The following is an 8,925-nucleotide window of genomic DNA, read 5'->3' as shown; positions in this document are numbered from 1 at the left end:
ATCCCAGGTTGAGCCCGGGGCTTTCACATCTAGCTTAACAAACCGCCTGCGTGCGCTTTACGCCCAGTAATTCCGATTAACGCTCGCACCCTCCGTATTACCGCGGCTGCTGGCACGGAGTTAGCCGGTGCTTCTTCTGTTGTTAACGTCATGGCTAGCAGGTATTAACTACTAACTTTTCCTCACAACTGAAAGTGCTTTACAACCCGAAGGCCTTCTTCACACACGCGGCATGGCTGCATCAGGGTTTCCCCCATTGTGCAATATTCCCCACTGCTGCCTCCCGTAGGAGTCTGGACCGTGTCTCAGTTCCAGTGTGGCTGATCTTCCTCTCAGAACAGCTAGAGATCGTTGCCTTGGTAAGCCTTTACCTTACCAACTAGCTAATCTCACTTGGGCCTCTCTTTGCGCCGGAGCCTAAGCCCCGTTTGGTCCGTAGACGTTATGCGGTATTAGCAGTCGTTTCCAACTGTTATCCCCCTCGCAAAGGCAAGTTCCCAAGCATTACTCACCCGTCCGCCACTCGTCAGCGATTAGCAAGCTAATCCTGTTACCGTTCGACTTGCATGTGTTAGGCCTGCCGCCAGCGTTCAATCTGAGCCATGATCAAACTCTTCAATTAATATATCGAAATATGAATCGTCGTTGTGACACTCTTAACGAGTGCCCACACAGATTGTCTTGTCTAAATTGTTAAAGAACATCGTGCAGAATCATGACGCTTTTTGTCGTGACTTCTGCGCAAGGAGGACCAACATTACTTTCAGTTGATTCGTTTTCCTTGCTGTTGGACAACCTTGGCCGTCGCAATTCACTAGAAGCCGTTGCTTCTTAGTGGCTCACCCTGTTCGAGTGAGGTGCGCATTATACGCTTGAAGTTTTCGTTGTCAACACTTTTTGAAAATTTATTTCCTGAAGCGTTTTTTCTAAACTCCCGTCTTTACTGCCCTATAAAGGTAGTAGAGACTTACTTCAGGAGGGTTGCTGTTTTGCTTTTCCCCCGAAGCGGATGCGCATTTTAGGGAAATGAGCGCTCACGTCAACACTTATTTTAAAAAAAGTGTCACATTCTTTCCGAACGCTCAAAATACCTACTATTTCCAGTATTTCAGCTTATTTCTTAATCTAAACTTACGCCACAGGTTTAAAGGCTTAGCTTTTATTCGGCCTTCGAAGTTAGATTTGAAATGGTCTACAGCATCTAAAACGCGAGAACAGTTATTTCCATCTCTATGCGCTTCGTGGTTCAACGTATATGTATCAATAGCTTCCATTAAGGATTTAGGCCTTGTTAATGCCGTCTCTAATGCAGGCTCGACGGCATCACACTCATTCACGTCTATTAAATGCGGTCCTGGGTTTGTATTTTTAAACGTGACTACGGGCTTACTAAGTAACATAAATTCAAGAATTATTGATGAACTGTCACAAAGCATTACATCTGCACGTTGGAATGTTTTTAAACCTTCATTTCTTTCAAAACTAACATTGTCGAACTTTTCTGCCAGCTTTTGGTATTTGTTTATTATCGAATGATCAGTGATTTTGGGATGAAAGGTTATTATCCATTCCCAATCTCTACGTTCAGCAATCTGATGTATTGTGTCATATAAGGCCTCTACCGAAGTTATACCCCGACTAAATGTAGGCGAATATAATATTGTAGTTTTACCTTCGTTCTGCAGAGTAGGTTCTGTAAAAAATGGATCAACCTTACACCAACCTGTTTCATAACATTTAAAGAAACCAAGCTTTTCTTCCAATTGCTTGAATACAGGTGTGCTGCTAGGACCTTGTGTACAATACAAGTCAAACCAATTTCGAATTGTAAAATGGTCATCCAGTACATTTCCCTTCTCACCACGTTTCCCTACTGCATACCCATGAAATACTGCGACCTTTATTCCAGGAAGAAAATGATAAATAAAGTTACCGCACGCAAAAATTGCAAGTGGGTCATAACTTTTTACGTCATCAATGTTTGCAAGCAAGACTTCAGTGTCATCAAGTAANTTTTCACACGTAGACTCTAGGTACCACGCAACGTCATCACCTCTCGCTCTTATCTCAGCTTGAAGTGGACGCAGAATTGAATATGCGTAGGGAAGAGACGCGAATAGTACGTAACGTTTAGCCATGTAAATTTCTTCTTAGCTTCTTTGTTTTGATAAGCGGATTTTCAAGTATAACTAACTTACCGTACTATTAGTATTATGAGCGCAACAAGACACTCATTGGTTAGTTGATTAGCTAATATGTTCATACTCAAAAGGAACGTTATAGATGAAGAACACTGTAGGTAGCTTTAAGGGCATTTTCCCATCAATAGATAAATCAGTATATATAGACGCTTCATGTCGAATTGTTGGTGATGTAAAAATTGAAAAAGATAGTAGCGTCTGGCCTTTAGTTGCTGCTCGAGGCGATGTAAACAAAATACGTATTGGCGCTCGCTCTAATATTCAAGACGGTAGTGTTTTGCACGTTACCCGTAAATCTGAGAAAAACCCTGATGGATTTCCGCTTATTATTGGGGATGACGTTACCGTTGGGCACAAATGTATGCTTCATGGTTGTCAGTTAGGCAACCGTATATTAGTAGGCATGGGCGCTATTGTCATGGATGGTGTTGTCGTTGAAGACGATGTGTTTATTGGCGCGGGTACATTAGTACCACCAAACAAGCGATTAGAGAGCGGTTTTCTTTACGTTGGAAACCCAATGCAGAAGAAGAGGCCGCTCAATGACGCTGAAATGGCGTTTTTAAAACAGTCTGCTGTTAATTATGTTGTGTTAAAAGATGAATACTTGGAAGAAGCGAACTAGTTTCGCTTCTCACTTTGCTCAACAATGTCACGAACTCGCTTAACAATATCAGAAGTGTCTGGGCGCTTTTGTGTCCATATATAGAACGCTTCAGCCGCTTGCTCAACCAGCATCCCTAACCCATCTATTTGCGTTTTAACACCTAGTTCAGCCGCATCTCTCATAAAACGCGTGGGTGAATTTTTATAAACCATGTCGTACACCACTTCACAGTGTTGTAAAACACCGTCATTCAAACTGCACGGCAACGCATTGCTTAAACTAGCTGCTGTTGAATTGATAATAATATGAGGTGCAATCGTTGCGATATCCTCAAGGGCCACTACGTCCACTTTAGGGTTTGAAGCAGCGCTTGCCACTTCTTCAGCTTTGGCTTTCGTTCTATTCGCAATAGTCAGTGTAGCAGCGCCCGCTTTTAATAACGGAGAAATGACGCCACGGGCTGCGCCGCCGGCTCCGATAAGTAACACGTGTTTATCTTTAATTTTCACGCCGCTATTTAGTAAATCATTGACTAGCCCCACACCATCTGTGTTGAACCCTAACAGCTCACCTCTGTCACCATTCATTAGTGTATTAACAGCTTGTGCGTCTTTAGCTGCTTGATCATCTACCTTTGCTAAGTTAAAGGCATCAAGCTTAAAAGGCATGGTGACATTGCAGCCTACAGCGCCTTCTTGAGCTAAAAACGCTTTGGCAGCTTCAACAAAACCATCTTCAGGCGCAAGTATCTTTTCATAAGAAATCTTTTCTCCGACCTGATCTGCAAACATCTGATGGATGGTTGGTGATAAACTCTGTGCAATAGGGTTGCCAAATACAGCGAATTTTTTCATGGGAATACGAGACTTATTTAATATAAAGAAGAAAAGCGATAATCGTGTTACGCAGAGTACACCATATGCGCGTATAGGTGGAGAGAAGAAAGTACGCGAATTGGCGAATACGTTTTACGACATAATGGAAACCGACCCATTAGCAAGCGAACTTTTGGCTCTTCACCCTCAACCGCTTGATAGAATTCGCCACGTGTTCTTTTTATATTTAAGTTTGTGGCTTGGCGGCCCAGATGATTATCAGCAGCAATTCGGCCACCCGCGACTTCGTGCACGCCACCTTCCTTATACCGTAACGCCAGAACTTAAAGCGCAGTGGATGTACTGTATGCGCAAGGCTATGTTTAAAACTGTCGATGATATAACGTTAGCGCAACAGCTACTTGAAGCACTTGACCAGCTTGCCAGCCATATGGTGAACACCAAATAAAAAAGCGCGTTGAAAGGAATAACCTTTAACGCGCAAGTCCCCTGTTACTGTCTACGCTCTTTGTGGCGTATAAAGTAGTACAATTACGAAAGCCTCAATTTTTGGGTGTTCGGCCTTAAAAGGTATAGCCTACCGATATGGTGTACACCCAAGGGTCTATTTCAATATCACTCACCTTACCTGCGGCATCACCAACCTTAAACGTGGCTTCAGTATCAATATCGATGAAACGTACTGATGCATTTACATGCCACTTTGTATCAATTTGGTAGTCCATACCCACTTGAGCTGATAAACCAAATGAGTTATCGAGTGATAGGTCGCTTAAGCCTGCATCCTCGTTTGCGCCAGTAAATTCCTCATCAAAGATAAAGGTGTAGTTAATACCCGCACCAATATATGGCTGAAAGGCTGAACTTGCATCGTTGAAGTAATAGTTAGCGGTGAGTGTTGGCGGTAAGTGAGTAACTTCACCAAGCTGATTTCCCGTACCTAACGGGTCGGCAACAGAGAAGTTCACGTCGTGCTTAAAGGGCGTTGCCGCAAGCAGTTCGATATTAATTTTATCAGTAATGAAGTATGCAACGTTCAAACCTAGCTGGGTATCGTTATCAATATTAAGGGCAACACCAAGATCATTGCCACCAGCGACGATGTTAGAAGTAGATTCGTCAGGAGCAACGGTAGTCAGACCGCCTCGAACAATCCAATCGCCCTGCTGATGAGCGCTAGCTAAAGGTGAAAGTGCAGCAAGGGTAAGACAAAGTGCAGATAAAGTGTGTTTGCGCATGATGTGTCTCTTTTGTGTTTAACTAAGATGGCGCTACTTTACGCCGTTAGCTAAACGAAACATTGATCCAGCGCAAAGTTAATAACCCACTGAAACACCAACGGTATTTGAAATTGATATAGATCAACAAGAAATGCCGCAGAGTGACTTCATGCGGCGTTTTTGTATGACTTTTTTATGCTTAAACCTTCTTTGGTGTAAGCCTGGATAAAGAAGTGATTGAATTGAACACTTTTTACCACGGAGTAGGTTTAAGCCAATCCGTAAGCTTAGCCTCAGCACTCCCTGGTGCCGGGGTATAGCAGTATTCCCACCGGGCCAACGGCGGCATAGACATTAAAATAGATTCCGTACGTCCACCGGTTTGCAAACCAAATAAGGTGCCACGGTCGAATACTAGATTAAATTCAACATAGCGACCTCTGCGATAAAGCTGAAAATCACGCTCTCTTTCGCCATAATCAGTTTGCTTGCGTCGCTCAACAATAGGGACATAAGCATCAATAAAACCATTGCCAACCGCCTGCATAAAAGCGAATGACTGCTCGAAGCCCCATTCATTAAGGTCGTCAAAGAACAACCCACCTACGCCACGGGTTTCGTTGCGGTGTTTTAAGTAAAAGTACTCATCGCACCATTTTTTGTACTTGGGGTATACGTCTTCACCGAATGGCTTGCATAATTTCTTGGCTGTATCATGCCAATGCACCACGTCGTCTTTAAAGGGATAAAACGGCGTTAAATCAAAGCCACCGCCAAACCACCAGATAGGTGCTTCGCCCTCTTTTTCTGCAATAAAAAAGCGCACGTTTGCATGAGAGGTGGGAATATACGGGTTGTGGGGGTGAATAACTAAAGATACTCCCATTGCCTGAAAGTTTCGCCCTGCAAGCTCCGGACGATTAGCCGTAGCAGACGCTGGCATTTGACTGCCGAACACATGGGAAAAGTTTACGCCGCCTTGCTCTATCACCGCACCATTTTTAAGCACGCGAGAGCGTCCACCGCCCCCTTCTTCGCGCTGCCAACTGTCTTCAACAAACTGGCCCTTACCGTCGGCAAGTTCAAGGGTTTGGCAAATGGTATCTTGCAACCCTAGTAGATAGCTTTTTACTTGTTCTATTACTTCAGCGGCATTTTTACCGTCCAGTAACTCTGCTGATGTCATGCTCTTATTACCTCTGCTGTGTCACCATCGCGAATGGTACTGGGTTTAGTTGCTCCGCCTACTTTACCTTCTACATAAAATACAGAATCTGCAAACACGGCTTTGGCTTCGTCGGTGTCTGTCGCTGGCGGTTGCCCTGTTAGGTTAGCGCTGGTTGAAACAAGTGGCTTACCCAACTTATTGCACAGCGCTACAACCACAGGATGATTAGTTACGCGCACCGCTATTTTACTATGTTTGCCGGTTAACCAAACAGGCGCCGATGACGACTTAGGTAATAGCCAGGTGTTAGGGCCAGGCCAGCTTGAAAAAATATCGGTACGTCTATCGGGACGAATTGCATTGTCATCTACGTAGGGCAAAAGCTGGCTGTAATTAGCGGCAATTAATATTACGCCTTTTTCAACAGGCCTTTGTTTGATATCTAATAGTGCATTAACCGCTGCTTCGTTGTCAGGGTCACATCCTATACCCATTACCGCTTCGGTCGGATAAACAATTAAACGCCCCGCTTCGAAAGCGGCAACAACAGGGTCGACTTCAGATGCATTAGCCTCAACGGGGGTAAACGTATTTACGTTCCCATTTTGAGTATCAGACATGATTTTTGTTCTCTACGTATGATTACTTTTTGTAGCCACAAGTTGGCTGCGGGCACTGAATTTGCCCTTTTTTATCTATCAACACTGTCCATCCACAGTCTGGGCAGCTTTCATTTACAGGCGTGAAATTTAGCACATATCGGCATTGCGGATAATGGTTACACGCAAAAAACTGTTTGCCGTATTTATTGGTGCGTGAAATTAAATGCCCTTTCTTACACTTTGGGCAGTCAACTAAGGTGTCTTCTTTTTCTTTGATAGGCTCAATGTGATGGCATGAGGGAAAGTTGGTACAGCCTATGAACATGCCAAACCGACCCTTTTTAATGGCTAGATCGCAGGCGCACTTTGGGCAGGCCATACCGTCTAGCGTTTTAAGGACCGTGGTTTGGGTATCGTGAAGCGGTTTACTGAAATTACAATCAGGGTAGCCAGTACAGCCTAAAAACGGCCCTGATTTGCTGTTCTTAATATGAAGGGGCTTGCCACATTCGGGACAGTCTCCAAAATTATCTTCTAGAGCGTGCTCGTGAGCAGAAAAAAGTGAGTGGTCTATTTTAGACATGATGTAGACATAAAAGCCTCGAACGCGCTACCAGCTGGCAACGCATTTAGTTAAATACAGATTCGCGAACCTAAATTGCAGCTGGGCTACCGCATTAATGTAGTATGCCGTCTGGTTCTTCAAACAATAGGTCTTCCATTTGTGCGTAGGCTTTTTCTTTACCGGGTACATTAAATAGCACCATTAGCACAACCCATTTTAAATCTTCTAAACAGAATTCGCTGGAATCGATTTCCATTACGCGGTCTATCACCATTTCACGCGTAGATGCGTCTAATACGTTAACCTGCTCTAGAAACATTAAGAAACCACGACATTCCACATCTAAACGCATTTGTTCTTCGTGGGTATATATCCGGCTTAAGCTAGTGCTAATGCCTTTGCAAAAATACGGCTTGATGTCTGTTTCTTGCAATGCCGCTAACTTTTCTAACCATGCGAGGGCTTTATAAATCTCATCGTGATGGAAACCCGCGCGCACAAGTTCTTCCGTTAACTCGTCTTGATCAACACGAATTTCCGTTTCACTGTGAATGAAGTTTTCAAACAGATACATGAGGATATCGAACATATTATTTTCCCCTCAATTTAACGTAACCACCAGGGACAGCGGCTACTAAACCACGCAACTCATATTCTAATAGTGATGCCATTGCTTGCGATACAGATAAGGCATTGCGCTGCGCTATAACATCAATAGCGGTGATGTCATATTCCACACTAGCTAATAATTTATCAGTTGCCAAGCTATTCACCGCACTTTTTTCATTTTGTTCGCCAACATCAAAGCTCATTTGCTGAGGTTGAACCCCAATTTCCAAAAGAATATCGTTTACATTAGTTACTAACTTAGCACCTTGTTGGATTAACCAGTGACAACCTTCAGAGTAAGCGTGAAAGAGGCTACCAGGTACAGCGAATACATCTCGCCCCATATCTGCGGCCAAATTTGCAGTTATCAAGGTACCGCTTTTAATTTTTGCTTCCACAACCAAGGTTCCAAGTGAAAGTGCGGCAATAATTCGGTTACGCCGGGGAAAATGCCACGGCTTAGGCCCCTGACCCGGGAAAAACTCTGTAACACTAACGCCGCCACTATCGTGTATTTCGTTATAAAGCTTACTGTTCTTTGCAGGGTATATTTTATCCGGCCCCGTACCCATAACAGCGATGGTACCTATACTGCCGGATATGGCGCCCACGTGAGCGGCGCTGTCTATGCCCATCGCCAAACCACTGGTAATGGCAATGCCATTGTTAGAGAGCCCCATTGCAAAGTCAGTCGCTATACGCTTTCCTTGAATACTCGCCCTTCTGCTGCCAACAATGGCTATTTGCGGTTGTTTTAGTAGCGCTTTACTTCCGGTAGCAAATAATACAAGCGGAGGGCTGTCTAGCTGCTTGAGTAACGGTGGATAGTCCGGTGAATCAAGGGTAATGACGTGCCTGTTTTCACTTACCTTCGCCCAATTCAACGCTGTGTCGATGTGCTTTTGTGTTATTTGATCAGTGAGTGTAGTGACCGTACTTCCCAAAGAAGAAGCTTGGCTTAAAAGTTCAATGGGAGAACATTGATGTTGCTCGAGCGCCTGTAACCACAGTTTAGGTGAAACACGCTGCGCAGAGGCTAGCGCTATCCATGCCGTTGCCGAGCTGTCTAAAGATGTAAATTGTGCGCTCATTGCCGCTCCTTACTAAGCGACAATGA

The 8,925-nt window shown here is 44.1% G+C and carries 10 protein-coding genes and 1 rRNA gene (1 of these 11 cut by a window edge); 2 read left to right on the top strand and 9 right to left on the bottom strand.

Features of this window, described 5'->3' with window-relative positions; translation table 11 throughout:
• Both MADE_RS00160 and MADE_RS00155 read right to left on the bottom strand, forming a co-directional pair.
• Positions 1 to 622: ribosomal RNA gene (locus MADE_RS00160) — 16S ribosomal RNA — on the bottom strand; it reaches 911 nt to the left of the window's first position.
• 472 nt (positions 623 to 1,094) lie between these two features.
• Positions 1,095 to 2,138 carry a CDP-glycerol glycerophosphotransferase family protein gene (locus MADE_RS00155; RefSeq protein ID WP_023559469.1) on the bottom strand — a complete coding sequence of 348 codons (1,044 nt, stop codon included), beginning with the start codon at positions 2,136 to 2,138 and terminating at the stop codon, positions 1,095 to 1,097.
• Between the two features lie 145 nt (positions 2,139 to 2,283).
• Here MADE_RS00155 and MADE_RS00150 point away from each other — a divergent pair, with 145 nt between their 5' ends.
• The gene (locus tag MADE_RS00150; protein ID WP_012516554.1) at positions 2,284 to 2,826 is read left to right on the top strand and encodes a gamma carbonic anhydrase family protein; all 543 of its coding nucleotides are present in this window, start codon (positions 2,284 to 2,286) and stop codon (positions 2,824 to 2,826) included.
• On the opposite strand, the gene aroE is transcribed toward MADE_RS00150, so the two are convergent.
• The gene (aroE, locus tag MADE_RS00145; protein ID WP_012516553.1) at positions 2,823 to 3,662 is read right to left on the bottom strand and encodes a shikimate dehydrogenase; all 840 of its coding nucleotides are present in this window, start codon (positions 3,660 to 3,662) and stop codon (positions 2,823 to 2,825) included. The two genes, MADE_RS00150 and aroE, sit on opposite strands and share 4 nt — an antisense overlap.
• Between aroE and MADE_RS00140 the strand changes: the two genes are divergently transcribed.
• Entirely contained in the window at positions 3,661 to 4,092 is a 432-nt protein-coding gene (locus MADE_RS00140) for a group II truncated hemoglobin (protein WP_012516552.1), read from the top strand. The genes aroE and MADE_RS00140 overlap by 2 nt on opposite strands.
• 115 nt (positions 4,093 to 4,207) lie before the next feature.
• Here MADE_RS00140 and MADE_RS00135 read toward each other — a convergent pair whose 3' ends face one another.
• The 6 genes from MADE_RS00135 to dprA form a co-directional block, all read right to left on the bottom strand.
• Positions 4,208 to 4,882, bottom strand: coding sequence for an OmpW family outer membrane protein (locus MADE_RS00135; protein WP_012516551.1), 675 nt, complete (start codon positions 4,880 to 4,882; stop codon positions 4,208 to 4,210).
• A gap of 235 nt (positions 4,883 to 5,117) precedes the next feature.
• Positions 5,118 to 6,050 (bottom strand): oxygen-dependent coproporphyrinogen oxidase, encoded by a 933-nt coding sequence (gene hemF / locus MADE_RS00130; RefSeq protein ID WP_012516550.1) that lies wholly within the window; start codon positions 6,048 to 6,050, stop codon positions 5,118 to 5,120.
• On the bottom strand, positions 6,047 to 6,652 hold the full coding sequence (gene tsaC, locus MADE_RS00125) for an L-threonylcarbamoyladenylate synthase type 1 TsaC (protein WP_012516549.1): 606 nt from the start codon (positions 6,650 to 6,652) through the stop codon (positions 6,047 to 6,049). The genes hemF and tsaC overlap by 4 nt, the downstream gene beginning before the upstream one ends.
• Positions 6,653 to 6,674: 22 nt before the next feature.
• Complete coding sequence (locus MADE_RS00120; RefSeq protein ID WP_012516548.1) at positions 6,675 to 7,217, bottom strand: DNA topoisomerase family protein; 543 nt, start codon at positions 7,215 to 7,217, stop codon at positions 6,675 to 6,677.
• A 94-nt stretch (positions 7,218 to 7,311) separates the two neighbouring features.
• Positions 7,312 to 7,788: a DUF494 family protein gene (locus MADE_RS00115; RefSeq protein ID WP_012516547.1), complete on the bottom strand. Its 477-nt coding sequence runs from the start codon at positions 7,786 to 7,788 to the stop codon at positions 7,312 to 7,314.
• A gap of 1 nt (position 7,789) precedes the next feature.
• Entirely contained in the window at positions 7,790 to 8,899 is a 1,110-nt protein-coding gene (gene dprA, locus MADE_RS00110) for a DNA-processing protein DprA (RefSeq protein ID WP_012516546.1), read from the bottom strand.
• Between the last annotated feature and the right edge of the window lie 26 nt (positions 8,900 to 8,925).

Origin of the sequence: Alteromonas mediterranea DE (assembly GCF_000020585.3) — a bacterium.
GTDB classification, from domain to species: Bacteria; Pseudomonadota; Gammaproteobacteria; order Enterobacterales; family Alteromonadaceae; genus Alteromonas; species Alteromonas mediterranea.
The sequence above is the reverse complement of the archived record's forward strand: the minus strand, read 5'-3'. Positions and strand labels throughout refer to the sequence as shown.

Coding starts and splice junctions, on each gene's coding strand:
- MADE_RS00150 (WP_012516554.1), top strand. CDS start 2,284: ATGAAGAACACTGTAGGTAGCTTTAAGGGCATTTTCCCATCAATAGAT.
- MADE_RS00140 (WP_012516552.1), top strand. CDS start 3,661: ATGGGAATACGAGACTTATTTAATATAAAGAAGAAAAGCGATAATCGT.
- aroE (WP_012516553.1), bottom strand. CDS start 3,662: ATGAAAAAATTCGCTGTATTTGGCAACCCTATTGCACAGAGTTTATCA.
- MADE_RS00135 (WP_012516551.1), bottom strand. CDS start 4,882: ATGCGCAAACACACTTTATCTGCACTTTGTCTTACCCTTGCTGCACTT.
- hemF (WP_012516550.1), bottom strand. CDS start 6,050: ATGACATCAGCAGAGTTACTGGACGGTAAAAATGCCGCTGAAGTAATA.
- tsaC (WP_012516549.1), bottom strand. CDS start 6,652: ATGTCTGATACTCAAAATGGGAACGTAAATACGTTTACCCCCGTTGAG.
- MADE_RS00120 (WP_012516548.1), bottom strand. CDS start 7,217: ATGTCTAAAATAGACCACTCACTTTTTTCTGCTCACGAGCACGCTCTA.
- MADE_RS00115 (WP_012516547.1), bottom strand. CDS start 7,788: ATGTTCGATATCCTCATGTATCTGTTTGAAAACTTCATTCACAGTGAA.
- dprA (WP_012516546.1), bottom strand. CDS start 8,899: ATGAGCGCACAATTTACATCTTTAGACAGCTCGGCAACGGCATGGATA.